Below are 26374 nucleotides of genomic sequence, written 5' to 3' on the forward strand. Positions count from 1 at the left end.
AAAAAAGCACATCCTTTTTACATTTCAAAATCAAATGGCAAATATTGGAAAGATAACTCAAGTAATCGGGCCCGTAGTGGACGTTTCCTTCGAAGGCGGTAAACTGCCTAACATCCTTGACGCAGTAGAAGTAACCAAAGAAAACGGTCAAGTGGTCGTGATGGAGGTTCAGCAGCACTTGGGTGAAGACAGAGTACGTACAATCGCAATGGACTCTTCTGAGGGAATGGTTCGTGGTATGGAAGTAAGAGATTTAGGTCAACCTATCTCTGTTCCTACAGGTGATGCGATTAAAGGTCGTCTTTTCAATGTAGTAGGTGAAGCGATTGACGGTCTTCCTCAGGTTCCTGCAGGTAAGCGTCTTCCTATTCACAGATCTGCTCCTAGGTTTGAGGATCTTTCTACTTCTACAGAAGTACTTTTTACAGGGATCAAAGTAATTGACTTGATCGAGCCTTATGCAAAAGGTGGTAAAATTGGATTGTTTGGTGGTGCAGGTGTAGGCAAGACTGTATTGATTCAGGAATTGATCAACAACATTGCAAAAGCTTATGCAGGTTTATCCGTATTTGCGGGTGTTGGTGAAAGAACCCGTGAGGGAAATGACTTGCTTCGAGAAATGATCGAGTCAGGCATTGTGACTTACGGTGAAGATTTTGTTCATAGCTTGGAAACAGAAGGTGGATGGGATCTTTCAAAAGTAGATTTGAAAAAATTAGAAGATTCAAAAGCAACCTTCGTGTTTGGTCAGATGAACGAGCCTCCTGGGGCACGTGCACGAGTGGCCTTGACAGGTTTGACTTTAGCAGAATATTATAGAGATGGTGATGGTGAGGAAGCTGGAAAAGATATCCTTTTCTTCATTGACAACATCTTCCGATTTACTCAGGCAGGTTCTGAGGTATCCGCTCTTTTGGGTCGTATGCCTTCGGCAGTAGGTTACCAACCAACATTGGCTACCGAAATGGGAACCATGCAAGAGCGAATCACATCAACTAAAAACGGATCAATTACTTCTGTGCAGGCGGTTTACGTACCTGCGGATGACTTGACTGACCCGGCTCCAGCGACGACTTTCGCTCACTTGGATGCTACTACTGTATTATCCAGAAAGATTGCCGAGCTAGGAATTTATCCAGCGGTGGATCCTTTGGATTCTACTTCTAGAATTCTTTCCCCAGATATCTTGGGTGAAGAGCACTACGGTTGTGCACAGCGAGTGAAAGAGATCCTTCAGCGGTATAAAGAATTACAGGATATCATTGCGATCTTGGGTATGGAGGAGCTTTCTGAAGAAGATAAGCAAGTTGTACACAGAGCAAGAAGAGTGCAGCGTTTCCTTTCTCAGCCATTCCACGTGGCGGAGCAGTTTACAGGCTTGAAAGGTGTCTTGGTAGATATTAAGGATACGATCAAAGGATTCAACATGATCATGGACGGCGAATTGGATCATCTTCCAGAGGCAGCGTTCAACTTGGTAGGTAGCATCGAAGATGCAATCGCTAAGGGTGAGAAAATGTTGGCTGAAGTTAAATAAATAGAAATAATGCGGTTACTGAGTTTACTCAGTAACCTGCTTTATATAAATCCCAATCAGATGCATTTAGAAATCGTCACACCGGATAAGAAAGTATTTCAAGGTGAAGTAACTGAAGCGAGTTTCACAGGTGCAGGTGGATCGTTTCAAGTGTTGACTAATCACGCGCCATTGGTATCCGCACTAGCAAAAGGTGCTGTTTCCTTTACCACATCTGAGGGCAAGCAATCGATGATTGTCGATGGTGGGGTAGTAGAGGTAAAAGATAATGTAATTGTATTGCTGGCAGAGAAAGTAGTCGGTTGATCCTATAAAATATAGAAACCAAAAAAGTCCAATTCGTAAGAGTTGGACTTTTTTGGTTATTGAAATTTAACTAATACGAATAACTTTTAGAATAAGTCTTGATTTGAAATAAAATTCCCTACTTTTGCATCACGAAAGGGGGTGTACACTATGATCATTGTAAACGTAAAAGAAAACGAATCAATCGAAAAAGCGCTAAAGCGTTTTAAGAAGAAGTTTGATAAAACTGGAGCTGTCAGAGAATTGAGAGCAAGACAAGCATTTACAAAACCTTCTATCGTAAGAAGAGCGCAGGTCATCAAGGCGGCTTATAAGCAAAAACTTCAGACTGAAGAAGCTAAGTAATCCAAGTTGATCAAAATTATAACGAACGCAGCATTCATCTAGAGTGCTGCGTTTTTTTATGCGATTTGGTGAGTCAAATCACTTTTCCAGTCGGGATATTCTTTTAACTTGTATTTCAAATTTTGGCAATGATTGATTCCTTTATCAACTATCTAGCATTCGAGAAAAAAGCAAGTGCACATACTGTGACAGCCTATCGCCATGATTTGGAGCAGTTTCAGGAGTTTGTCACCATTTCTTTTGAAAAACAATCGATCGAAGATGTCGGTCATGCTGAAATCAGAGCTTGGGTGATAGATCTGGTAGATGAAGGAAGAAGCAGTACTACAGTGAATCGGAAAATCGCTACCCTAAGATCTTTTTATAAATTTTTGCTCCGATCAAGACTGATCAAAAAGGATCCTACTTATAAGTTAAAATCCCTTAAAAATCCGAAAAAACTTCCTGAATTTGTACAAGAGTCGGCCATTGAATCCGTTTTAGAAGAAGCTGTTTACGAAGCAACTTTTGAAGGGCAGCGAGATAAAATGATTATGGAATTTTTGTACCAAACAGGAGTCAGGCTTTCGGAATTGATCGGATTGAAATGGTCGGATCTCAATCTCATCGAAGGATCTGTTCGAGTGCTGGGAAAGCGCAAAAAAGAACGAATAATTCCTATCACTTCTGCCCTTAAACGAAATATCTTATCGTATCAAAAAGTATTTGAGGAAAGGTTTTTAAAAGCAAATCAAAGTGACTATTTTATTGTCAGTAATCAAGGAAAGCAAAGTTACCCTATGCTGATTTATCGCACTGTAAAACAATATTTAGACCTTTTTGCCCAGACTTCCAGCCGAAGTCCCCATATCTTAAGGCATACTTTTGCTACCCATTTATTAAATAAAGGAGCTGACCTAAACGCAGTCAAGGATTTACTTGGTCATGCGAATTTGGCAGCGACCCAAGTTTACACCCACAATTCACTCGAAAAACTTAAGGCTGTGTTCGAACAGGCACATCCTAAAGCATAAATAAATTATTGTTCAACACCTAAATGCAAATCAATATGAAACTGCAGATGCACTCCATTCATTTCGACGCAGATCGAAAACTGATCGATTTTATCCAGAAAAAAGCTGATAAACTGGACACCTTTTATGATCAAATTATTGACGGAGAAGTTTTTATGAGAATTGATAAAAATGAAAATAACGCAAATAAAATCGTAGAGATCAAGATGAATGTTCCAGGAAAGCAATTCTTTGCAAAAAATCAGGCTGACTCATTTGAAGCAGCGACTGACGAAGCTGTAGAGGGACTAAGAAGACAAATCAAAAAGTATAAAGAAAAATTAGTCTTAGCAAGGCAGTAAAATTTATTCAATTAATTTTGAGCACTCCTTAAATCATAAAGGAGTGCTTTTTTTTGCCCCATGAAAATCCGCAGTTCATACACCTTTTATTTTTGGATCATTTCCATAGGATTGGCATTTGCAAAGTTGATTTTCACCCTCCGGCCTGAGATAGACCTTTTTACTGAAGAAGCTCAATATTGGCTTTGGTCACAAAATATGGCTTGGCATTACTACTCTAAACCACCCATGGTTGCTCTTTTGAACTATTTGAGTACTGGACTTTTGGGAAATACTGAGATTGGCGTAAGAATCAATGCCATTGTATTTGGACTTGGGATTTCTTGGGTTACGTTTTTACTTGGTAGGCGGATGTACTCCGAGAAAGTAGGTTTTTGGTCTGCCATGATTTTACAGTCAATGCCTATGTGGTGGCTTGCATCGACTTTTCACATGACTGACACCGCACTTACTTTTTTCTGGATTTTGACAGTATATGCGATTTATCGGGGATTGGAAGATGGAAAAACTTCTTGGTGGGTTCTTGCAGGATTCACCACGGCTCTTGGACTTATGAGTAAATTGATCATGATTCTCGCCTTTCCCTTTCTGATTTTTTATTTGATCTATTTAGGATCCTGGAAAAAACAGCACAAACATTTTCTGATATTCTTGCTGCTTAGTCTTATTGGTTTTACACCAATGTTGATTTGGAACTGGCAAAATGATTTTTATACCTTCAAGCATCTTGCAGCTCTCGGTGGAGCAGGAGGAGGGGAATCTACTCCTTTCGATTTTGGGAAATCAGTCCGGCAATTATTGGAATACCTAGGTGGTCAGTTTGCAATGATTTCTATTTTTCTCTTGCCACTTTTTGGTGGATTTGTTTTGAAGTCAAAATTTTATCAGGATCGGAAATCTGTTTTTCTACTCTTAGCACCAGTATTGTCCTGGATAGGTTTTGCCTTCCTTAGTTTTTTTACTTCGATAGAGGTCAATTGGCCTGTATTCGCGTATAGTAGTTTAGCAATCGCTTTAGCTGCTTGGCTTGTGGAGCAACAAGGAAAATGGCTCATTTATAGGAATTGGGCAATTGGACTGAGTATTGGGATTCCATTGCTTTTTATTCTGCCAGACCTTACTTTTTTGAAAAGTATTCCTCCTTTAAAAAAAGCAGAAAAATCTATTTTCCGGCGCAATTCCGGATATCACCCTTTGGCAGATCGAGTTCAGTTTTTGCAGGATAGCCTAGGAGCAAACGACTCCTTTGTGTTTTCAGAAACCTATCATATGGCTTCTGAATTGGCATTTTATCTACCAAAAAACCCACAAACGTTTATGGTAAATATGGGATCCCGAACAAACCAATTTGATCTTTGGCCGGGGTTGGAGCAATTTGAGGGGAAAGAGAAGATGGGGATTTTTGTCAGTTGGAATTACGATTCCCCGGGAGATTTTGTGGAGTTCGATCAGTTGATTTATGAGGAGAAATTCCCTATTGAATTTAGAGGTGTACCCAATCGGGTGGCAACCATCCAGCTTTGGCAAAATCTGAAAAAGTACCAGCCGTACATTCCAGACTCCTTTTGATCAAAAATTTTATTTTACTTCCAGCAGATAATACTTTTTCCCATAATTCTGCATCAAGGAATCAAATTCAGGTTTTCCCAGTGAAAGCAGTAAGTCAGGAATATGTCTTGAACTCCAATTTGTAGCCACTACTCGCTTTTTGAAGTTAGAATGGTCTATGGAATCAAGATACTTATCCTCTAAAATTAATCGGTCATAGTCGTTTATTACTTCTCTGAAAGTAAGTGGAGGAAGATCTACGAAATCATATGACGTGCCCAGCCCAATTCTGATTTTGCTACTCGTGTGAAGATTGCCAATAAAGCCTATTTTCCCATCTGAGGAAAGTTGATTTTCTGTAGCAAAGATCTTGACTTGTTGTCCCTGATCAGGTAGTGAAATTCGATAAGTTGCTGTAGAAATGAAAAAAAACAGAAGCAGTAGACTGTAAGAAATGGCTTTTGGGAGCTTTTCGCCTAGAATAAAAAGCCAAAACAGGTAACCAAAAATTATAATTCCAGCAAGGAATTGAACCCAGATTAAGATTTCGAAATTCATTTGGAAGTTAATCCATGCGCTGAAAAGAAGAACAATAAAATTCAGCCCGAGTAAAACCCCTAAGGCTAATTTTAATCCGTGCTTCTTGATTTCAAATTTCGCTTCTACCAAAAACCAAGCGATCCATACTGCGATCACAGGAGCCACTGGAAGCAAGTACCTTTCGTAAAATTTGCTTGTTAAGGCCCCCATTCCCAAAATGGCTAAAGTCCAAAAAAGTGCAAAAATGAAAAAAGTGGGATTTTGATTCCAGAGTTTTTGAACCGTTTCCTTGCTTTTTTTCCATCCAAAAAAGACCCAAGGGACAAACATGACATTCAACAGGAGCAAAGCGAGAAGCCCATTTTGAAAAATTAGAAGGGCTCGCGAGGTTACACGAGTTCCAACTTGATCATACAGAAAGCTGTCAAGAAAGGTTGGACCATGAATTTTCCACATTGCGGCAAACCAGAACAGTCCAATCACTGTGCTTAGTACGATGGCTGGAAGATAAAAGAGTGTTTTCCAATGAATCCGTTGCCAGGGATTAATCAGAAGCACGAACATGCCTAGTCCACCCAAAGCGGCGGCTGGTAGGCCTTTCACTTCAAAGGCCAACGCCAAGCTGATATAGAGGGTCCATAGATATTTTTTAGGAGTAGCATTGCCAAATTTGATTAACCCTGCAAACCCAATCGCACTGGAGGTCATGGTCAATACGAGTAATACATCAGGGATAGACCGTGTTGCCGAAAATATCAAGACAGGATTTGCGGCCATGATCAAAGCTGAAATTCCAGCGATTTTCCGATCGGCAAATAGCGTTTTTGAAAGTAAATAGGTCATGCCAACGGTAACAGCACCAGCGAGCAAAAAGAAAAATCGGGAGGCAAGTGGATTTACTCCAAAAATCTTGAAGCCTGCCAGAACTGTCCAGTAAGTCAGGATCGGTTTCTTGAATCGCAATTCCCCAGAACCCAAATAGGTGGTCAGGTAGTCTCCGTTTTGAAGCATTTTCACCGCGGCATCCGTGTAATACATTTCGTCCGGATAGTGCATGTGAAAGCTCAATGCAAAAGGTCCAACCAAGACTGTAAAAACAGCCATGACTACCCAGGGATTGATTTCGGAGACTTTTAGAGACATGCCGCAAAGATAAGGTGAAAGGGACAAGAGTCCCCAAATTATATTCTGCTTAATGGTAAGTTCAGAGCTAGTTTTGCCGTAGGAAGTAAAAAACCGTATTTTTGACCAAATTTTAGTCCATGAGCAAGCCCCTATTGTCCGTTGTCATTACCGTTTTCAACGAAGAAGAAAATATCAAACCACTTTTAGATCAAACTTATGCCGCATTATCGGCTATTGACTATGAGGTGATTTTAATTGAAGATGGTTCCACTGATGGAACAGTTCGGGAGGTAAAGAAATATGCAAATGAGCGTACTAAGCTCATTATTTTCAACCGGAATTATGGACAGACCACTGCACTTGCAGCAGGTATTGACATGGCGACAGGCACTTATATCGCTACCATGGACGGGGATCTGCAAAATGATCCAACAGACCTTCCTATGATGCTGAATAAATCAATCAATGAGGATTGGGATGTAGTAGCAGGCCGTAGAGCCAATCGAAAAGATGGCTTTGTACTGCGAAAAATCCCAAGTAAGATCGCAAACTGGGTGATTCGAAATACTACAAAAGTGTACTTGAAAGATTACGGCTGTACGCTCCGTGTCTATAAAGCTGAAATCGCACAGGGAATGGGACTCTATGGAGAATTGCATCGATTCATTCCTGTATTGGCCAAACAGCAAGGCGCTCGAATGACTGAGGTAGATGTGAAGCATCATCCTCGAATCCATGGCGAATCGAAATATGGTCTTAGCCGGACCTTCAAGGTAATGGCTGACTTGATCTTGATGCTCTTTTTTCAAAAGTACTTCCAGCGACCGATTCACTTATTCGGTGGAATCGGCTTGATGGCATTTTTGATTGGTATTTTGATCAATTTTTACTTATTAATCCTGAAAATTCTCGGAGAGGACATCTGGGGCCGACCGATTATGATTCTCGGCTTTATATTAGTTTTAGGGGGTATTCAATTTATCACTACGGGTATCATTGCGGAGATTATTGTTAGAACATATTTCGAATCTCAGAATAAAAAGACCTATACGGTGAAGTCGGTGTTTCAGGGAAGTACGGAAAGTCAGCATTCGGAAATTGGAAGTTTAAAATCAGAAGTCTGAAAGGAACTGCCTTAAATTTTGAAAAGATATAAAAAGCAATTCCAAACTGTCCTGAAGCTTTTGCTGACTGCTTTGGCGCTTTATTTGGTTTTCAGAAAAATCGATACCAATCAATTACTCGAAATTACCAAAACCATCCAATGGCTTTGGTTGATTCCTGCAGTGATTCTTTTTATGTTGAGTAAAGTAGCTACTGCTATTCGGCTCAACCAATACTTCAAAAATATCGGGCTCCAGCTTTCTGAAAAACTTAATTTCAGACTTTATCTGATCGGGATGTTTTATAACCTGTTTCTTCCCGGCGGAATTGGAGGGGATGGCTACAAAATCTATCTGCTAAATAAGTACTTCAAAACTCCCGTCAAAAAATTGGTTCAAGCTGCTTTGTTAGATCGTCTGGGAGGCTTGGTGGCGATTGTATTTTTACTTTTTGGATTTTTCCTGCTAGTGGAGATTGAGGTTGATTTCTTGGAAACTTCCGGCTGGAATGGATTGATGGTTGTAGGATTAATTCTGACTCTTCCATCTTTCTGGCTTCTTCAAAAGTTGGTTTTCAGAGACTTTCTCCCCTCTTTTTGGTCGGCTAATGCCTGGTCTATGGCAGGTCAAATCGCCCAATTGATTTGCGCATGGTTTATTTTATGGAGTCTGGGGATTACCGAAAATATCCTGTCTTACCAATTAGTGTTTTTGCTTTCCTCGATCGTAGCTGTATTGCCCCTGACTATAGGAGGTGTTGGTGCTCGGGAGTTGGTTTTTATCTACGCACATACTTATGTGGGGATTTCAGAAACTGTCGCAGTAGCTTTTAGTTTGATCTTTTTCCTGATTTCAGCAGTGGTTTCTTTGCTGGGAGTTTTTGTGAAGGTAGATTTAGGAGAAGAAAATCAATAGTGCTTGATTTTCAGTTGTTTTACAGCCTTTTTAAGGCTGATTCAGCGCTTCCTATTCGATCAATTGGTAGAGTCTGAGCTTATCCAAAAGGATCTAACATTACTTTAGATGATATCAAGGCTACGCATAGGTTTCTTGGTGTATAGGAAATGAGTCTTCTCTTCTCTCAGACAGGTTTATGATATAGGCATAAATGGGATAATGCAAAATATGAAAAAGGCTTTTGGAGTTTCTTTTAGTTAATCTAGCACAATACTGAAAAGACTAAATGTGAGTGAATCTTCCTCCTCAAGTTCCGTGTCATTTAAAATATACATGCCCTCCTTGCCAAAATGTATGTACAAGTGATTGAACTCAGATACATCCATAGTGTGTAGCTGATTCCCTTCTTCATCCATAAACAGCAAGAAGTTCTTGTTCTTAGGGTGAAACATTTTGTACGAATTTGAGGTCACAACATCATAATCTGCTTCCGATAAGCCCTGGCGATAATGCCTGATGTACAACTTGCGAAAAGGGTCATAATAAACAGTGAAAAATGAATTTTCGGTGTAGTACTCTTTTTTCCATTCGCCTAAGTTTACACCCTTACGATTTTCAAGTGATACAAATTGATTTTTAGGAGTCGCTTTAAGTCTTTTGATAGATTCAAAGTCTTTGGTAATAATCAAATCGTCAAGAATAGGGAAGTTGATGATATAATCTTTTGTTTCAGGATTATAATCCATGGATATCAGCAGATCATAAGCATTCACTTTTTCATTCAAATACTCTTTTGGGAGAGGAAGTTTCTGTTCAAATTGCTGCAGATTTAGACTGAAAAGTCCTAAGCTTTTTTCCAGTTTTTGATATTGAAATGGAGGTTTACCATATACTTCGAGCATATTAAGGACGGATACAATTTTGTCTGACTTAATGGCAAATTTAAGAGCGCCTGAAAGTGGCTTTGGAGCCTCTTGAATAAGTCTTGCTAATTTTTGACTGCGGATAACCTGAGAATTTTCTATTACAAAAATTTCCTCATTGCGACGATCAAAATATAAAAAACCATCCCGATTATTGGGGATGAAATGATTTTGACCTGTGGAGCTCTGTCCTCTTAATCCTTCGATTTTTGAAACTTTCAGATAGGAAACAGGCTCTCCACCTTTTTTCAGGTCAAAAGTCCCGATTCCGTCACTTGTTTGAATATAAAAGTATGAGTTTGCCTTATCTGAATAAAAAAGGGGGTTGCCTTGAAGTTTTGGGAAACCATTTGAAATATCTAGAGAAACATTTTTAGAGAATTCAATTTCGAGAGTTGTCTTTTTATCTGAATTGTTTTCTGAAACCATATTTTGTCCACAGGCAAAATAAATTCCCGGTAAAAAGAGTAAGCAAACCAGACGCTGAATGAAAGTTCTCATAAAAGTTATTTAGTGATTGTCAGTATTATATAAAGTTCCCCTCAGATTTTGAGGGGAACTGGCATTTTTAGACTACCCCAGTGAAGGAGGAGTCGGTCCATCCTTTTCTACAAAGCAGTCACCTGGAAGCCCTGGTTCACCAGGAGGAGGTGATGGAAGCTCTACACATTGATTAATTAACTCAATACAAAATCCCGCAACGTAAGTCCGCCCTGAAACAGGTGTGAAATTGCAGCCTTTACCAATGCTAGTACTCACGGTACCTAGCAAAATAAACGCAAAAAATAAACTGAATTTTTTCATAATCTTAAAGTTTGAAATTCGTACAACCATTGGCCAAGGTCATCTATCATCTTCAGGACCTTCCTGAGAACTTAAGACATCTCAACATATTATTATTATTATTCGCCAAATTTTAGTTTGAAAAAAACTATTTTTTTAAAATTCAATACCCAATTATGGGTATTTTTCAAGGGTTTTTGATCTCGTTTGGATTCCCTATTTTTGTCCTAATCCAAATTTAGCATATGACCAGAGCCGAGCTTTTCTCCCAAATCCAGCAAAAATCATCTTTTCTCTGCGTAGGTCTTGACCCTGATTTGGAAAAAATCCCGAAGCACCTTCTCTCAGAATCCGATCCGATTTTTAGCTTTTGCAAAGCGATTGTGGAGGAGACAGCAGACTTTGCAGTGGCTTATAAGCCAAACATTGCCTTCTTTGAAGCGCTTGGCCCCAAAGGTTGGGAAAGCTTGCAGAAAGTTTTGGAGATCATTCCCAAGGATATTTTCACTATTGCGGATGCGAAGCGAGGAGATATTGGAAATACTTCCAAACTCTATGCGAAGGCTTTTTTCGAAACGATGGATTTTGATTCGATCACAGTGGCTCCTTACATGGGTGCAGATTCTGTTTCGCCTTTTTTAGAGTTTCAGAATAAGTGGGTGATTTTGTTGGCACTGACCTCGAACGCTGGTTCATCAGATTTTCAACTGATCGAGGATAAAGCCGGAAAGCCGCTTTACCAGTCAGTTTTGGAAAAAAGTCAAGAATGGGGCACTCCTGAAAACTTGATGTTTGTGGTAGGCGCTACACGGGGAGAATTGATAGGTGAAGTACGCAAAATTGCGCCACAGCATTTTTTCCTAGTTCCTGGAGTTGGAGCACAGGGAGGAAGCCTCTCTGAAGTCGCAAAATATGGAATGAATTCCACCTGCGGGCTTTTGGTCAATTCGAGCAGAGGGATCATTTATGCTTCAAAGGAAAAAGACTTTGCGATAGCCGCAAAAAGAGAAGCTCAAGTTCTTCAAGAGGAAATGAAGGGGTTGTTGGAAAAGTATTTGGGTTAAAATTTGAGCTCCTTATCCTAATTGGTTTTTATAAGCAACCTGCCTGTATTTAATTCCCTTTGACTTTAAGGACGGAAGACAGGAGATCGAAGTAGCCATACTCAGTACTTTCCCCAATCTTTGATTTGTCAAGTATTTCTTCTGGGTTTGTGGCTTACACATCATTTCTGACTTTAACTCAACCAATATCTCTTAAAATCACAAAAATCATTTTTTGAATCTTAACTTTTTCTTTTATATTCCATAAACTTTTAGTCTACAATTGTTTATGGTTTTTAGAGAGGATTTTTTACAACTCGTCTGGAAGTATCAGTACTTCGACAAAAAGGAACTCCAAGGCGTTAAGGGAGAAGCTATCCGGATTATTCAGGTTGGATTTCATAATCTGAGCGAAGGCCCCGATTTCAGAGATTCAGTGGTTGAGATTGATGGGATTGCCTTCCATGGTCATGTGGAGGTACATCGATTGGCTTCAGACTGGAAGCAGCATGCCCATGGAGGAGATCCGGCTTATAATTCAGTTGTGCTCCATGTGGTTTGGGAAAATGATCAAGAGGTACTTCGGAATGACGGCACACCGATGCCTACGCTGGAATTGAAGGGGAAAATTTTTCTGGAGATCTGGCGAAATTATGAGCGGATGTTGGATTATAAAGCTGATTTACCCTGTGCGCATGGGGTGAAAGATGTTCCAGACATTATTCGATTTTCTACCTTGGAAAAGGCTCTTGTGGAGCGATTGCAGGAAAAATCAGAGGTGATCCTAAGGCTACTTGATCAGACTAAAGGGGATTGGGAGGAGACTGCCTATCGCTGGCTTTTCAATGCCTTTGGATTCAAGGTTAATTCTCAAGCGATGCTGGAATTGGCAGAGCGAGTTCCTTATAAAATGCTCCTGAAACATCGGAATCAGCCCACTGTTTTGGAAGCTATGCTCTTTGGTCAGGCTGGTTTATTACCAGTGCATTCCGATGAACCCTATGTCCAATTTTTGATTAGGGAGTATGAGTTTTATCAGAAAAAATATGGGTGGACAGATTCAATGAAGAGACAGCATTGGACTTTTATGGGCGTTCGTCCGACGAATTTCCCCAGTCTTCGGATCGCTCAATTGGTCGCGATCTTAGCTCAAGCTCCGAGCTTACTTCAGGCGGTTATGGAGGATTCCAGAGACTTTTCTGCCTTTCGAAAATTGCTACAAATCACCCCGAGTGATTATTGGAAGCATCATTACAATTTTGGGAAACCGACTGAAAAGGCTTCTTCGAAAGGCGTTTCAAGTTCGGTATTGCAGCTTTTGGTGATTAATTATGTGGTTCCACTTTGGTTTACATACGGGCGATTTTTCCAACAACCGGATTGGCAGGAGCGCTGTTTTGACTTGCTTCAAGAGCTTTCTGCAGAATCAAATTTTATCATTCGGAAATTCGAAGCAGTTGGTTGGAATGCAGAAAATGGTTTTGATTCACAAGGAATGATTGGGCAGTTTAAAACCTATTGTCAACCAAAAAAATGCTTGCAATGTAAGATTGCACAGAGCCTGATTAAATCGGATTCCAAAGCAGGTGTTGGCTAAGCTCGTGAAAAGCCGTATTTTTGCACCCTGAATTAAAGCAATTATGGAAAAACCAGTAATCATCTTTGGAGCGAAAGGAATCGCACATCCTGCATTAGAGATCTTCAACAGCAATAATGTAGTGGTATTTGGATTTTTGGAAGAGGATGAAAAACTCCATGGAACTGAAATTAATACAGTTTCAGTTTTGGGGAATACAGAAGATGATGGTTTCCTCAAGTTAATTGGGCAGAAAGCAGAAGCATTTGTTGCAGTTGATGATACCAAATACAGGAAATTCTTGGTAGAAATGCTTCACGATCGCAGAAAAGTGCAGCCAGTAAATGCGATTCACCAAACAGCTTATATTTCTTCTGATGCTACTATTGGGCATGGCAACTTTATCAATGCCAAAGTCAATATTGGGACAGCAGCTACTATTGGAAGCCATTGTATTTTGCATTCTGGAGCCATTATTGATCATCATGCCAAGCTTGGGGATTTCGTTCAGGTAGGAGCAGGGTCTGTGATTAATGCAGACGTAACTGTCGAAGAAGGCGCTTTTATTGGAAGTGGTGTTACTATAATTTCTGGTGTCACCATTGGTAAAAATGCCCGAGTAGGTGCTGGATCAGTGGTGATTTCCACTGTTGGAAACGGCGAGACTGTATTCGGAAATCCTGCGGCAAAAGTGAAGTAAAATTACCAGTTAGGTTTCGGCTTTACGAAATTGAGCTAAGCATAAAAGGTTTTCATGATGGAAAATCTAAGATCTAAAATCATATATCTAAAATTCTAAAAACACCCTGCCGAAACAGGGCGCTAGTTATGGAAAATAAAGACTATCAAATTCTCCTCTATTATTGCTACGCAAAAATTGAAAATCCGGAAGAATACCGAGAAGAACATCATTTATTTTGTGTAGAAAACAATATTCGTGGTCGGATTATCATCTCTGACGAAGGTCTAAATGGGACTGCTTCAGGACTCGTTGAAGACTGCCAGAAATACATGGACTTCATTCAGGCTGATCCAAGATTTGCGAAGACAGAATTCAAAATCGACAGCTTTGATAAGCATGCATTTACCAAAATCCATGTCCGATATAAACCTGAAATTGTTCATTCTTCTTTAAGACATTTAGATCCCAATGTCAAAACTGGTAAGCACTTGGAGCCCGAGGAATTTAAAGCCTTGAAGGATCAGGAAGATGTCGTGATTTTGGATGTACGATCTAATTATGAACATGAGTTGGGTCATTTTAAGAATGCCATAACCCTAGATATCGATAACTTCAGAGATTTTCCTGAGAAGGTGAAAGAGCTTGAGCATTTGAAAAATAAGAAGGTATTGACCTATTGTACCGGTGGAATCAAATGCGAAAAAGCTTCTGCATTTCTATTGGAACAAGGTTTTGAGGATGTTTACCAATTACATGGAGGTATCATTAAATACGGTATGGAGGCTGGTGGAGAGGACTTTGAAGGAAAATGTTACGTCTTTGATAATCGAATTGCGGTTGAAGTAAATAAAGTAAATCCGAAAGTTATTTCCACCTGTCATGTTTGCGGGACCAATTCAGACCGGATGGTCAACTGTTCTAATTCAACATGCAACGCCCATGTGCCGATTTGTGAAGAATGTGGTTGGAAAATGGAAGGCGCTTGCTCCGAGGAATGTAAGGAAAATCCGGAAAAGAGACCGTATGACGGAACTGGTTATTACCAGAAAAACACCAATGGATACAATCCGTACAAAGGACTGCATCGTAAAAGTGATAAAGCAGAAATTTTAAAATAGCTAATCGTGAATAAAGTAATCCCTGAATCCGAATTGATCTTAAATCCAGACGGGTCAGTATATCATTTACATTTGAGGCCAGAACATCTGGCCTCAACTATTTTCACGGTGGGTGATCCTGACCGAGTGGGAATGGTTTCCAAGTATTTTGATCGGATAGAGTTCAAGGCTTCCAAACGAGAATTCATTACCCATACCGGCTACATTGGGAATCAGCGAATATCAGTCCTAAGCACAGGGATGGGAACGGATAATATCGAGATTCTCATGACGGAATTGGATGCTTTGGTGAATATTGATTTGTCAACGCGCCAAGTGAAGGATACCAAGCAGAAGCTTCAAATTATTCGGTTAGGCACCTCAGGAGCCATGCAGGGAGATATCCCTGTTGGTTCAATCCTAGCATCCAAAAAGGCGATTGGCTTAGATACACTTTTTCAGTTTTACCCAGAACTTTCAAATTCTCAATCTTTTGCCAATGCCGTTAGGAAAGAGCTAGATTTAGGCTTTTCACCTTACGAAGCAAATGCCTCTCAAGAGTTGTTGGGCAGATTGAAAGATTCATTTTTAGTCGGAACTACCTTAACTGCTCCGGGATTTTATGCTCCGCAGGGAAGAGAGGTCCGATTAAGACCAAGAATCGAATCCATGATGGATAAGCTGGCAAGTTTGAATTGCGAGGGAAATCGACTTACCAATTTTGAGATGGAAACAGCCGGTTATTATGGTCTTGGGGAATTATTGGGACACAATATGTTGAGCTTAAATGCTATTGTGGCTAATAGAGTGACTCAGGAGTTTGATAAAAAGGCTGAAAAAACCGTGGAGATACTCATCCAGGCAGCGCTTGAAAGTTTCTGTTGAAAAAATCACCCTTGACTTTATGCGGATAGATTTTTATTATGGATACTTGAAAAATCCATCTTTAAATCCTCCCATTCGTGGTAATCGATATTTTGAATCATTTTAGACATAAAATCTGAGCATTCTTGCTTGCAGATATATATTCCGAAAAGAGAATCTTTTTCATTGATCAGGAAAATACGCTCACTTCCAAACTGCTTAACAAGGTTGGACCAAGAAGCCAAAACCAATAATTCATCACGATTTTTTATCGTTTGAATGATCTTAAAATTTCCGTGTGAACTTGTGATTTTCATTTCCTTACCGTAGAAGAATTGATCAAATCTACCTTAGGTTTGAAAATTAGACAATACGTATTTCTACGTATTTTTTTATTTGAAAAACAAAAAATAGGATTAATTGATGATTTCTTTGTTTTTCTGGGCCCAGATTAACAGGGAGTTGTGTTTCTTTTCAAGATTTAATTTTGAGATCATATTACTTCGATGTTTCTCAATTGTTCGTTCTGAAATAAAAAGTTTCCCCGCAATTTCTTTGGTGGAGAGCCCTTGTGCGATTAACCTGAGAATTTTTATTTCTGAAGGTGTAAGCGGATTTTCGTTTTGATCAATGCCATCCTCCTTCAATTCATCAAAGATTTTCTCACTGAAAAACTGTCCTCCTTCCATTATTTTTGAAATGGCAGTGGATAGGTCGTCTAAAGCAAAATCTTTCAGGATATATCCTGAAAGATTCAGTTCTTTAGCCTGCTGGTAGAGATAGAGTTCTTTGTGAAAAGTGAGTAGAATAATCTTGGTTGGGATATTTTCATTTTGGCATTTTGCAGCGATTTCCAATCCAGTCATTTTTGGCATTTCCATATCCAGAATCGCAAGGTCTGGGGAAAATTCTTTGATAAGATTTAAGGCGGAAAGGCCATCAGTAGCAGTTCCCAGAATAAAATATCCTAGATCAGAGAGAAAATCACTGAGTCCCTTGAGTAAGATGGGGTGATCATCTGCGATTATAATAGTTGGGTTTTGTTCAGACATTTACCGAAAAACTCAGAATTGTACCTTTCCCATTCTCACTGCTTACTTTCATAGTCCCTTGTATTGCTCCGGTTCGTTCTTTCAATGTTTTAAGTCCTAGACTTTGGAAATCGTTGTATTTTTCAGAAAAATCAAATCCCTTCCCATTATCTGAAATTGTCATTACGACCTTGTTTTTCAATTTGACCAAACTTACTTGAATTGCTGAGGCTTCCGCATGTTTCAAGATATTGTTTAATGATTCTTGGAAGATTCTATAAATTTGAAGTTCCTTGGATTTTTCTAAAGTTCCTCCCAAATCTTCAATTTCTGAGCTTACAAAAATCGCTGTTTCTCTATCCACTTGGTCCAGCAAATATTTAATCGCTTTGGCCAGTCCAAGTTTTTCCAGTTGCATAGGGTGCAAAGACCGTGCTATAGCCCGAAGTTCATTGATTGCAGTGTCTAATAATTCACCAGTGGGCAAATCTTGATTTAAACGAACCTTATTTTTTATTAGAAGTAAACTTTGTCCCAGTCCATCATGTAAGTCTTTTGAAATGCGGAGTCTTTCCTCTTCCTGATTTTTAAGAAGTTCCTGAGAAAATTTGGATTGTAGTTCTGCTTTTTTTCTTGTGGCTTGTAAGTTTTTCCATAAGAAAAGTAAAACTCCTATTACAAGCATTGCGATAATTACCGAAACAAATATTCGGATTCTGGTTCTGTTGAACCGATTGATTTCTTCTATTTGAGCTGTCTTTTTAGAAATTTCCGATTCTTTTTTCTCTGTTTCGTAAAGGGTCTGATAATATGAAAAAGTTGTAGCCCTATTCGCTATAAATAAGGAATCCTGAAAAGCCTTCAGATCCTTTTGATATTTTAAAGCATTTTTAAAATCACCGACTCTTTCATAGGAATTTCCAAGAACCTGATAAGCATAGAAATAATGGTCCATTTCATTCGTCTCTTTTGCTTTAGCAAGCATTTGTTTGGCTAGATCTAAAGCACCAAAATCGTCTCCGGAGTTTAGCTTATTCCAATACTTTGCGTACAAATAAATAAGATTATCTGCTTCGATCGGCTGATACTCTAGTATCAATTCCTCTGCTTGAGTGAAAAAATGTTTTTGTTCTTTCAGGTTTCCCTCTTCAGCAAAAATGATTGCAAGCTTGAGTTTTAAAAGAGTTTCTAAGTATGGATATGGTTCTTCAAAAGGCAATTGACTATTTATAGACAACAAGGCTTCTTTTTTCTTTGAGTCCAATCCTAATTTTTCATAATCTTTCGCTTGATTATAGGTTTGGATAGCCTTATCTATCGGTGAGCCTGTTTTTTGATAATAATCCCTTAATTCATTTCTAATTTTTTCAGCCTCATCATAGATACTAAACTTGCTAAAGAGAATTGCAATTCCTGATAGGGCGAAGTGTTCATATTGTTCATTTCCAAGGGATTGGTAAATGTTTCTAGCTTTTTGATAATCATTCATGGAAGCAATAAGATTGCCTATACTCTCTTCAGCCTGCGCGCGAAACAAGAAACTATCAGCAATTAACAATGAATCAGACGGAGGGAATGTTTCGCTTGCAATGGTGTATTCACGAATGGCCTCTGGATATCTCTGGAAATTAAATAAAGCACCTGCATATTTTAGATGAACTGTCCCTTTGAGGCCGTTGCTTTTTATCAAAGAATCGTAAGTGGTAATTTTTTGAAGGATTTCTAATTCTTCATTCTGATCTCCTAGTCCAGGAGCTCGATTTTTAAAAAAACGGACTCCATACTTTGCAAGCGTATCATACTCTTTTTCTTTTTCACTTTCCGCAATGATTTTTCTTAGTAAAACACCTGAAAGACTGTCTGACTCATCTAGTTTATGATAGTCTGAAATAAGGCTTTCCAGAGAGTTTTTGGGAATATCTTGACTGCTTACCTTTTGAAAGGTTAGTCCCAGAATGGTGATTAAAAGGAATAAGAGTTTCAAAAACGAGGGGTGATTAAAGAGGTGAATTATCGAATAATGCTTGAAAATCATTTATTTAAAAAGCATAATATCAGTTTTTTCATTTAAAACAAGGGTATTCGGTATAGGGTTTCTGAATAAATATCAGTCAGGAAGAGTTGATTTTAAGTCCTTTCTCCTGATTCACGCTTTTAGACTTTGAAGAGTGGGCGGTTCAATTTATTCAAAAAAACAATGTGACTAATAATGTTAAAACATGATTAATGGAGTTTATTTGGTCGGGTTATAAAGATTTATTCTTTCGAATGATCAGGCTTTTTTATTTTTAGGAATGACCGAATTGTGTACTCAAATCAAACTTGCACTACAAGAAAAAGGAATTCCTGAGAAAGCAGCTTTCTTTCCGCGATTTTTTTAAGACTATGCCAGGGGAGTATGGGGAAGGAGATAAGTTTCTGGGGGTGGTCGTACCTGAGCAGCGAAAAATTGCAAAGTCTTGCTATACAGAAATCACGCTGGGAGAAATAACTGAATTGCTTCGAGATCCATATCACGAAGTCCGATTGACTGCTTTGTTAATGTTAGTTTATCGGTATCAAAAAGCAAAATCTGAGGAATCTCAACAGGAATTTGTGGATTTTTATCTGAATCATATGGAGTTTATCAACAACTGGGATTTGGTTGATACCACTTGTCATCCCATTCTTGGGCGCTTTTATTTTCGAAGAGACAAGATGCTCTTTTATGATTTAGCAAAATCCGGGAATCTTTGGAAGCAGCGGATTGCAATGATCTCTTCCCTCTATTGGATCAAACGAGGCGAATTTGGGGATGCACTAAACCTTGCAGAAATTTTAATAAACCATCCACATGATTTGATTCATAAAGCAGTAGGTTGGATGTTGCGAGAGATCGGGAAAATGAATCAAGAAGTTGAACTTGAATTCCTTCGGAAATATTCCAAAATTATGCCTCGAACAGCGCTTCGCTATTCGATTGAGAAGTTTGATCAAACACTACGGCTCCAAATATTGAAGGGAGAAGGATTCTAGTTTTCTCCCTAAATAAAATCAGTATCTTCATTTTCTTAATAAAATGTTACTCCTATGAAACGAGTCTTACTCTCATTATCAATTTTTTTAATTAGTCAAATCGCCTTTTCTCAGGAAGAGAAACAGGTTGAAAAATCGGAAATCACGGCTCCTAGAAGCTATGAGCAGAGCCACACGGGTACTTTCGGAGGAGTTAAGCTCTCCTATAAATCTGTGGTCGGCGAAACCCACCTCAAGAATAGTAAGGGTGAAGTGATTGGCTCGCTTTGGAGTACTTCTTACTTGAGGGATGGAATGGACGAGACGAATCGCCCAGTACTCTTCATATTTAATGGTGGTCCCGGTTCGGCATCAGTTTGGCTTCATATGGGGTTTTTTGGTCCCAAAGTAGTAAAGACAGGGGATGACCCAGGAATTGATGACGGAGCAGCTCCGTATCGTTTTGTGGATAATCCTCAAGCGCTGTTGGATATCACGGATTTGGTCTTTATTGATCCTATAGGGACAGGCTTTTCAAAGGCGATTGGAGTTGGAGAAAACAAGGATTTTTGGGGTTTGAATGAGGATGCAGAATCTATTTCACAGTTTATTAGAATTTGGGTGACCAAACATGGAAGATGGCAAGCTCCCAAATTTATTGCCGGGGAAAGTTTTGGTACCACTCGGGCTGCAAAAATTGCTGAGGTCTTAGAAGGTGGCGGACAAACTATGGCCTTGAATGGGATAGTGCTGATTTCTCAAGCCCTTGATTATGCAGGATCATCTTCTTGGCCGGATAACCTTACCTCCTTCTTTACCTATCTTCCCTCTATGGCAGTCACTGCTCAGTTCCATGGCAAAGCTGGATTGGATAAGAGTTTGGAGGAATTTGTACAAGAGGCGAGAGCGTTCGCATATGGTGAATATTTAGAAGCTTTATTTTTGGGTGAAAAACAGACGATCGCTCAAAAAGAAGCAATTGCCGAAAAATTAGCCTATTTCACAGGGCTGGATAAAAACTATATTCTTCAATCAAATAATCAGATCTTGATGCATCGCTTCAAGAAGGAATTGCTTCGTGATCAGGGGAAAGCTATTGGAACTTTGGATGGAAGATATTTTGCTACTGAAACAGATAAATCCGCTGAAGGACCTGTGCTTGGTGATGCAAGTAGTTATATGACGGATGCAGCTTATACTGCAGTTTTCCAGAATTATTTACGAAAAGACCTCAAAGTAGAACTTGACGAACCGTATTTAGGATCTGCTGAAGGAATGGGAGGTTCTTGGAATTGGAAGCCTGTACCGGATGGTGCGTATTGGGAACCAAGCTATGTGAGTACAGCCAGATCTTTGAGTGAGGCGATGCATCGGAATACAGCAATGAAGGTTATGGTGGCAAATGGCTATTACGATCTGATTACGCCATTTTTTGATTCGGAATTTACTTTTGCCAGACATGATTTTCCTCAAGACCGGATTTCAATGAAATATTACGAAGCTGGTCATATGATGTATAATCGCCAAGGGGATTTTGATGCCTTATCAAATGATATTCGAGATTTTCTTTCAAATTTGATCAAGTAAATAGTTTCAGAATCAATGAACTTTAAAAGTTCAAAATCCGATTTGTATTAAAGAATAAAATTTAAAAATCATGCAAAAACCCGATTTCAATATCGAAGAAGTTAATAAAATCATACGCGGACGGAGGTCTATGTTCGTTGCTCAGTTTAAGGAAAATGACCCTGTAGATGATTCAATCATAGCCGAAATGCTAGAAAATGCACGATGGGCACCGACTCATAAGCTTACCCAACCATGGCAATTCATTGTCTATACCGGTGAAGGCTTAAAGACATTTGGTAAATATCAAGCGGAGATGTATAAGATGCGTGCTGAGAAAAACGGGACTCCATTTTTGGAAGGTACTTATCAGAAATTTTTGGATAACCCTCAGAAAGCATCGCATGTGATTGCGATTTTGATGAAGAGATCAGAAGGAATTCCTTTGATGGAAGAGATTTCAGCCACAGCAATGGCGGTGCAAAATATGTATTTGACAGCTTCTGCTCATGGACTTGCAGCCTATTGGGGAACTGGTGGGCCGACATTCTGGCCAGAAGCAAGGGAAGATTTTGGGTTGGAAGGTGAAGATATCCTCATGGGATTCTTCTATGTTGCCAAACCAGCTACCGAAAATTGGCCGGAAGGCAAAAGAGACTCCTTGGATGAAAAAGTGGCTTGGATTAGAGAGTAATTCAACTTCTGATAAAAAAAGCGACGATTAATCGTCGCTTTTTTTTGTGTAATTAAGGATTTAGAAACCGACAAATGCTGGTGGCTCTACACCATTGGACCTTAAATAAGCAATCGCAGCTCCTCTATGATGAGTGCTGTGATCCATTAAAAGTGCCATCACCTGGTTTCTTGAAGCCTGATTTCCAAAGACATCTTGTATCTCTTTTCCTTGTTCTGGAGTCACAGCAGCCATCGCCTTTGTTCCGTAATCATAGCATTTTGCGACATAGGAAGCTAATTCTGCTTTAGTGGCAGTTTCCACATCAATGCTGAAGTCAGGCTGTCCGCCCATTAAATAGCCCTGAGAAATTCCTACAATTGCAGATCCAATGTGATGGATTTGCTCTTTGAAGGACATGGCAGCAGGATCGGTTTTATAATCCATACCCGAATCTGGCATTTTATCCAAAACATCAAGTGTAAACTGTTTGCTGTTTTTCCACTTGCTCATAAATTCTTCCTTAGAAGTTTAAGCCATTACTTGGGTACTTACTAAAAAGTAAATACCCAATAAAATACTACCTGAAATAATTTTGACTAGTCTTTTCATTGCTTGTTGGGGTTTGTTAGATGTTAAAAATCCATTAATCTCAATTGAAATCAAATCGATTGTCTAATTTTAAATCATGAGAAGATCTTTTTCCTTGGCTTTGTGCATCCTTTTGTTTGCTTCCTGCGACCAAAATTATTTGCCAAAACCACCAGGGTATAATCGAATTGATTTACCCCTACATCAATTTGTTAAACTTGGGGAGGGTTACCCTTACTCTTTAGAATACTCAGAATCTTCGCAAGTGGAGAAAGACTCATTTAACCTGAATGAAGACACTTGGATCAATTTGAATTATGTCGATTTTGGAGCGAAAGTTCATTTGACCTATAAAAAAATCGATGGTAAAAATGTCAATTTCAAAATGCTTTCTGAAGATGCTTTTAGATTAACGGCAAAGCATCAAAAGAAGGCTTATGGGATCGAAGAGGCCATTTTAGTCACTCCGCAAGGATATTCTGGAGTAGTCGCAGAACTTGAGGGTGAAGTACCTACGCAGTTCCAGTTTTTTGTAACAGACTCAACTCATCATTTTTTGAGGGGCGCACTTTATTTTAATACTGCAATGAAAAATGATTCGCTTGCTCCTGTGATAGAATACATCAAAGTGGACATGGCCCACCTGATGAATTCTGTCAAGTTTTTAGATTAATTCAGGTTTTTCCAAGAGCGGATAATTAGGATACCTCCTACAAGCGCAATTGCTCCAGCGATACTTCCTCCAAGCATATTTCCATATAGAAAGAATCCTGTGGAAAATAATGCTGCATAAACCATCGCTGAACCTACCATCATCAATCCAATTTCTTTTGGAAGTTGACCGATCGTCTGTTTTTCATTTGGATAGCGATCCAATACTTTTTTCCAACCAAAGGCTGCTGGGGTCACTTTTCGATAAAAGCTCAATAATACTTCATCCTTTTCAGGTTGAGTGATGAACGTAACCAATAGCCACCCAACCGTTGTGATACTTACACTATAAATCAGCTTGAGATAAGCTTGATTTTCCGGGATCAAAATCCAATTTACTTTAGGATTAATTACTTCAAAGAAAATAGCGACGACAAAGGAAATAGCCATAGCTGAAATCTCAGTGTATGCGTTGATTCTCCACCAAAACCATCTCAGGATAAAGATCAAGCCTGTTCCCGCTCCGATTTGAAGTAAAATATTAAAAGCATCCAAAGCACTGGAAAGTGCCAAAGCAAGAACTGCCGATAGCGCCATCAGTCCCACAGTCGAGATTCTGCCAACCGCAACCAACTCTTTGTCCGAAGCTTCTGGCTTCAAGAATCTCAGGTAAAAATCATTTACTATATAGGAAGATCCCCAATTCAAGTGAGTTGAAAGTGTGGACATCACAGCTGCAATTAAGGAAGCTAATACGATCCCTATCAATCCAGTTGGGAGGAACGTTAGCATTGCCGAATAAGCTAAATCATCCCCAAGTTTATCAACAGGGATATTTGGAAATGCAGCTGAGATATCAGAAACCTGAGGAAATACAATTAAAGAAGCCAAAGCAATCAAAATCCATGGCCAAGGTCTTAAAGCATAATGTGCGATATTGAAAAACAAAGTGGCTCCGATGGCATTCTTTTCATCCTTAGCTGAAAGCATTCGCTGAGCGATGTATCCACCACCTCCTGGCTCAGCCCCAGGATACCAAGTTGCCCACCACTGAATTGCGATTGGCATTAAAAATAAAGGAATGTAGGCATTTGGATCTGAGAAATCTGGAAGGAAATCGAGTTTTCCTGCTACATTCTCATGCGTCAATAGATTGTTTAGCGAGCCAATTTCTGGAAGATCAAGAATGTAATAGGCTGCGCCAAAAGCTCCGATCATTGCGATAAAGAACTGAAAGAAGTCGGTCAATAAAACGCCTTTCAGACCACCAAGTGAACTGTACACTACTGTGACAATAGAGGCGATTAGTAAAGTTTGAACGGGACTCAGGCCGAGCATTACGCCTCCAATTTTGATTGCAGCGAGTGAAACTGTCGCCATAATCACAACATTAAAGAATACTCCTAAGTAAATTGCCCGGAATGCTCTCAGAAAAGCAGCACCTTTTCCCGAATAGCGAAGTTCATAGAACTCCAGATCAGTGGTTACCTCAGATCTTCTCCAAAGCTTAGCATACACAAAGACCGTTAGCATTCCAGTTAATAGAAAGGCCCACCAGGCCCAGTTACCAGCTACTCCGTTTTTCCTAACAATATCCGTGACCAAGTTCGGTGTATCCGCTGAGAACGTGGTGGCAACCATCGAAACCCCCAGTAACCACCAAGGCATGTTTCTGCCTGACAAGAAAAACTCTTTTGCAGATGTTCCTGCCTTTTTAGAAGTGAAAACTCCGATCAGCAGGGAGATGACAAAGAAGGCTGCAATTATCGCCCAGTCAATTCCGGTAACATTCATAGGTTGGGGGTTTATTTTGGTGTTTCAATTAACAAAAAAATAGCTAATTGTCTTTTAACTTATTTAATAAATTCTAAAAACTTTGTGAAAAAGTACTGGCCTGCCCACATTCTTGTAGTATTTGTGCCTATTTAATCTGATTCTAGTACTTTGTTTTCTTTAAATCTATAAAAAACGTTGACTGCTTCGAATATTTGTTCTTTAATAATCCCGGATTTAATTTCTACCATTTTTAAAAATCTCAGTAGTTTTGGCCATGAATCGACAGGACATTATTGAGTTACTTAGCCAATATCCCTTTGAGGAATTTGAAGCGCTTAGCTTCCAAAAGTTTGGAGCCGGTCTAATTCACCAGACATTTTTTATCGAGATTGGAAAAGGGAAATTTATCCTGCAAGGCTTCAATTCAAATGTATTTAAGCATCCGGATCGAATCGAAAAAAACCTTTCCTTATTAAATAAATCAGGTGATTTGACTCAACTGCCTTTCCAAATCCCCTTACCAATCCTAAATCGAAAAGGTTCAGGAATGGTAGAATTTCAAGGAAAACTTTACCGATTGTTTGACTTTGTGGAGGGAATAACTTTGCAACAGATCAATGATCTAAGTCAGGCAAAAAAGGCTGCAGAAGCTTATGCCATTTTTTCCAAATGGCCGGATTCATTTTCGTTGAATCAGTTTGAGGAAACCATTCCAAACTTTCACCGACTCGATCTTCGATTTCAGAGATTGGAAGAAGTGGCAAAATCAGTCAAAAACCCGAGTCCTGAAGAAAAGCAGATTTTGGATTTTTACCTCAATCAGAAAGAGTTGGTGGAGGAATATCTTCAAATCACTTCAGAAATCTCGATGCGTCTAACACACAATGACACCAAGATCAACAATCTTATTTTTTCTACCGACTTAACAAAAGTGGCTGCGGTGATTGATCTCGATACGATCATGCCAGGCTATTTGCTCTATGACTTTGGGGATTTAGTCAGGACCGTTGCCAGTGCGGAGGAAGAAACGAGCCAAAATTGGGAGAATCAAAAAGTAGTACTTCCGGTTTTAGAAAAACTTCTGGAAGGCTATTGGGCTGGAGTCGCTGATTTGATAAGCGAAAAAGAGGCTAAATCCCTATTGATTGGAGGTGAAGTGATGACTTGTTTGATGGGGGTTCGTTTTTTCACAGACCATTTGGAGGGCAATGTTTATTATAATGTTGATTACCAAGAACAGAATTTACACCGGGCTAAGAATCAAATGATCTTGCTACAAAGTCTTCAGGATAATCGAGGTGAAATAAAAAAGGTGTTTTCTGAAATCACCGGAATTCAAATTGATTCATGACAATTCAGGTCATTTCTA

General features: G+C 39.3%; 25 protein-coding genes. 18 read left to right on the plus strand and 7 right to left on the minus strand.

Translation table 11 applies throughout. From position 1 onward, the window contains the following. Positions 1-34 precede the first annotated feature (34 nt). The 6 genes from atpD (at position 35) to P8O16_RS00515 (ending at position 5111) form a co-directional block, all read left to right on the plus strand. Positions 35-1537 (plus strand): F0F1 ATP synthase subunit beta, encoded by a 1503-nt coding sequence (gene atpD / locus P8O16_RS00490; RefSeq protein WP_075350124.1) that lies wholly within the window; start codon positions 35-37, stop codon positions 1535-1537. Positions 1538-1597: 60 nt separating this feature from the next. Beyond that, on the plus strand, positions 1598-1843 hold the full coding sequence (atpC, locus tag P8O16_RS00495) for an ATP synthase F1 subunit epsilon (protein WP_300309740.1): 246 nt from the start codon (positions 1598-1600) through the stop codon (positions 1841-1843). 150 nt (positions 1844-1993) lie between these two features. Then, a complete protein-coding gene (gene rpsU, locus P8O16_RS00500; protein ID WP_075350127.1) occupies positions 1994-2188 on the plus strand; it encodes a 30S ribosomal protein S21 in 195 nt (64 codons plus the stop codon). Positions 2189-2316: 128 nt separating this feature from the next. Continuing rightward, positions 2317-3201 carry a tyrosine-type recombinase/integrase gene (locus P8O16_RS00505; protein ID WP_300309743.1) on the plus strand — a complete coding sequence of 295 codons (885 nt, stop codon included), beginning with the start codon at positions 2317-2319 and terminating at the stop codon, positions 3199-3201. A 35-nt stretch (positions 3202-3236) separates the two neighbouring features. Continuing rightward, the gene (gene raiA / locus P8O16_RS00510) at positions 3237-3542 is read left to right on the plus strand and encodes a ribosome-associated translation inhibitor RaiA (protein ID WP_075350186.1); all 306 of its coding nucleotides are present in this window, start codon (positions 3237-3239) and stop codon (positions 3540-3542) included. A 60-nt stretch (positions 3543-3602) separates the two neighbouring features. Beyond that, on the plus strand, positions 3603-5111 hold the full coding sequence (locus P8O16_RS00515) for a glycosyltransferase family 39 protein (RefSeq protein ID WP_300309747.1): 1509 nt from the start codon (positions 3603-3605) through the stop codon (positions 5109-5111). A 9-nt stretch (positions 5112-5120) separates the two neighbouring features. On the opposite strand, the gene P8O16_RS00520 is transcribed toward P8O16_RS00515, so the two are convergent. Next, positions 5121-6773, minus strand: a complete 1653-nt coding sequence (locus P8O16_RS00520; RefSeq protein ID WP_300309750.1) for a phospholipid carrier-dependent glycosyltransferase — start codon at positions 6771-6773, stop codon at positions 5121-5123. 119 nt (positions 6774-6892) lie between these two features. On the opposite strand from P8O16_RS00520, the gene P8O16_RS00525 reads away from it, so the two are divergent. Next, positions 6893-7879 (plus strand): glycosyltransferase, encoded by a 987-nt coding sequence (locus P8O16_RS00525; protein WP_300309752.1) that lies wholly within the window; start codon positions 6893-6895, stop codon positions 7877-7879. A gap of 18 nt (positions 7880-7897) precedes the next feature. Then, positions 7898-8773: a lysylphosphatidylglycerol synthase transmembrane domain-containing protein gene (locus tag P8O16_RS00530; RefSeq protein ID WP_300309754.1), complete on the plus strand. Its 876-nt coding sequence runs from the start codon at positions 7898-7900 to the stop codon at positions 8771-8773. Positions 8774-9012: 239 nt separating this feature from the next. On the opposite strand, the gene P8O16_RS00535 is transcribed toward P8O16_RS00530, so the two are convergent. Further along, on the minus strand, positions 9013-10179 hold the full coding sequence (locus P8O16_RS00535) for a hypothetical protein (protein WP_300309756.1): 1167 nt from the start codon (positions 10177-10179) through the stop codon (positions 9013-9015). Between the two features lie 527 nt (positions 10180-10706). Between P8O16_RS00535 and pyrF the strand changes: the two genes are divergently transcribed. The 5 genes from pyrF (at position 10707) to P8O16_RS00560 (ending at position 15744) form a co-directional block, all read left to right on the plus strand. Next, positions 10707-11525, plus strand: coding sequence for an orotidine-5'-phosphate decarboxylase (gene pyrF / locus P8O16_RS00540; protein WP_300309758.1), 819 nt, complete (start codon positions 10707-10709; stop codon positions 11523-11525). Between the two features lie 268 nt (positions 11526-11793). Continuing rightward, positions 11794-13101, plus strand: a complete 1308-nt coding sequence (locus P8O16_RS00545; protein ID WP_300309760.1) for a DUF2851 family protein — start codon at positions 11794-11796, stop codon at positions 13099-13101. A 43-nt stretch (positions 13102-13144) separates the two neighbouring features. Further along, on the plus strand, positions 13145-13780 hold the full coding sequence (locus tag P8O16_RS00550) for a NeuD/PglB/VioB family sugar acetyltransferase (protein WP_300309762.1): 636 nt from the start codon (positions 13145-13147) through the stop codon (positions 13778-13780). A 128-nt stretch (positions 13781-13908) separates the two neighbouring features. Then, positions 13909-14880: a rhodanese-related sulfurtransferase gene (locus P8O16_RS00555; protein WP_300309764.1), complete on the plus strand. Its 972-nt coding sequence runs from the start codon at positions 13909-13911 to the stop codon at positions 14878-14880. 6 nt (positions 14881-14886) lie between these two features. Further along, positions 14887-15744, plus strand: a complete 858-nt coding sequence (locus tag P8O16_RS00560; RefSeq protein ID WP_300309767.1) for a nucleoside phosphorylase — start codon at positions 14887-14889, stop codon at positions 15742-15744. A 17-nt stretch (positions 15745-15761) separates the two neighbouring features. On the opposite strand, the gene P8O16_RS00565 is transcribed toward P8O16_RS00560, so the two are convergent. From P8O16_RS00565 to P8O16_RS00575, 3 genes are all read right to left on the minus strand, one after another. After that, positions 15762-16040 carry a hypothetical protein gene (locus tag P8O16_RS00565; RefSeq protein ID WP_300309769.1) on the minus strand — a complete coding sequence of 93 codons (279 nt, stop codon included), beginning with the start codon at positions 16038-16040 and terminating at the stop codon, positions 15762-15764. 99 nt (positions 16041-16139) lie between these two features. Further along, positions 16140-16775 carry a response regulator transcription factor gene (locus P8O16_RS00570; protein ID WP_300309771.1) on the minus strand — a complete coding sequence of 212 codons (636 nt, stop codon included), beginning with the start codon at positions 16773-16775 and terminating at the stop codon, positions 16140-16142. Next, positions 16768-18738: a sensor histidine kinase gene (locus P8O16_RS00575; RefSeq protein WP_300309773.1), complete on the minus strand. Its 1971-nt coding sequence runs from the start codon at positions 18736-18738 to the stop codon at positions 16768-16770. The genes P8O16_RS00570 and P8O16_RS00575 overlap by 8 nt, the downstream gene beginning before the upstream one ends. Positions 18739-19076: 338 nt before the next feature. Between P8O16_RS00575 and P8O16_RS00580 the strand changes: the two genes are divergently transcribed. The 3 genes from P8O16_RS00580 to P8O16_RS00590 all read left to right on the plus strand — a co-directional run bounded on the left by P8O16_RS00580 (position 19077) and on the right by P8O16_RS00590 (position 22008). Then, positions 19077-19769, plus strand: coding sequence for a DNA alkylation repair protein (locus P8O16_RS00580; protein WP_300309775.1), 693 nt, complete (start codon positions 19077-19079; stop codon positions 19767-19769). Between the two features lie 54 nt (positions 19770-19823). Next, positions 19824-21335: a peptidase S10 gene (locus P8O16_RS00585; RefSeq protein ID WP_300309777.1), complete on the plus strand. Its 1512-nt coding sequence runs from the start codon at positions 19824-19826 to the stop codon at positions 21333-21335. 70 nt (positions 21336-21405) lie between these two features. Beyond that, positions 21406-22008, plus strand: a complete 603-nt coding sequence (locus P8O16_RS00590; RefSeq protein WP_300309779.1) for a nitroreductase — start codon at positions 21406-21408, stop codon at positions 22006-22008. 60 nt (positions 22009-22068) lie between these two features. Here P8O16_RS00590 and P8O16_RS00595 read toward each other — a convergent pair whose 3' ends face one another. Then, positions 22069-22500: a DinB family protein gene (locus P8O16_RS00595; protein ID WP_300309780.1), complete on the minus strand. Its 432-nt coding sequence runs from the start codon at positions 22498-22500 to the stop codon at positions 22069-22071. Positions 22501-22675: 175 nt separating this feature from the next. Between P8O16_RS00595 and P8O16_RS00600 the strand changes: the two genes are divergently transcribed. Next, positions 22676-23251: a gliding motility lipoprotein GldD gene (locus P8O16_RS00600; RefSeq protein WP_300309782.1), complete on the plus strand. Its 576-nt coding sequence runs from the start codon at positions 22676-22678 to the stop codon at positions 23249-23251. Here P8O16_RS00600 and P8O16_RS00605 read toward each other — a convergent pair. Further along, positions 23248-25023, minus strand: a complete 1776-nt coding sequence (locus P8O16_RS00605; RefSeq protein ID WP_300309784.1) for a sodium:solute symporter family protein — start codon at positions 25021-25023, stop codon at positions 23248-23250. The two genes, P8O16_RS00600 and P8O16_RS00605, sit on opposite strands and share 4 nt — an antisense overlap. A 256-nt stretch (positions 25024-25279) precedes the next feature. On the opposite strand from P8O16_RS00605, the gene P8O16_RS00610 reads away from it, so the two are divergent. Further along, the gene (locus tag P8O16_RS00610; protein WP_300309785.1) at positions 25280-26356 is read left to right on the plus strand and encodes an aminoglycoside phosphotransferase family protein; all 1077 of its coding nucleotides are present in this window, start codon (positions 25280-25282) and stop codon (positions 26354-26356) included. Positions 26357-26374 lie beyond the last annotated feature (18 nt).

Source organism: Algoriphagus sp. (assembly GCF_029254265.1).
In the GTDB taxonomy this organism is placed as follows: domain Bacteria; phylum Bacteroidota; class Bacteroidia; order Cytophagales; family Cyclobacteriaceae; genus Algoriphagus.